Source organism: Bacteroides sp. 51, assembly GCF_010500965.1.
In the GTDB taxonomy this organism is placed as follows: Bacteria; Bacteroidota; Bacteroidia; order Bacteroidales; family Bacteroidaceae; genus Bacteroides.
Genome location: NZ_QVMI01000165.1, coordinates 1 through 323, shown reverse-complemented (window position 1 = coordinate 323; position 323 = coordinate 1). Strand labels below are relative to the sequence as shown.

Sequence of the window (323 nt, the reverse complement as noted above, 5' to 3'; positions counted from 1 at the left end):
GACCATTCCCCCACCGAATGGGTTGGAGGTAAAGCGTTTGGAAGAGCGGTTAGAACTACCCAGGGTATAACTCAATGTTACTCCCGCCCGGGTAGGACCAAAATAGTGATAGGTACCCGTAGCAGCCATTTCACTATTGCCCGCTTCGTATTTATCATAATCAAGGTAAGCGTAACCCAGTCCAAGGGTGGCTTCCAGACCCCATTTGGGGTTAAGCTGCCAGCGGTAGCCATAAGAGGCACCCGCTCCCGCCAGCCAACCCTCAAAGCGGTGGGCTCCCATATAACCGGAGAAAAGCAGGTCAGGCAAACGGCTTACATCAT

Annotated in this window: 1 protein-coding gene; it reads right to left on the bottom strand. The window is 52.9% G+C overall.

From position 1 onward, the window contains the following. A partial coding sequence (locus D0T87_RS23955; protein WP_163178694.1) for a DUF3575 domain-containing protein occupies positions 1-323 on the bottom strand: 323 nt, incomplete at both ends.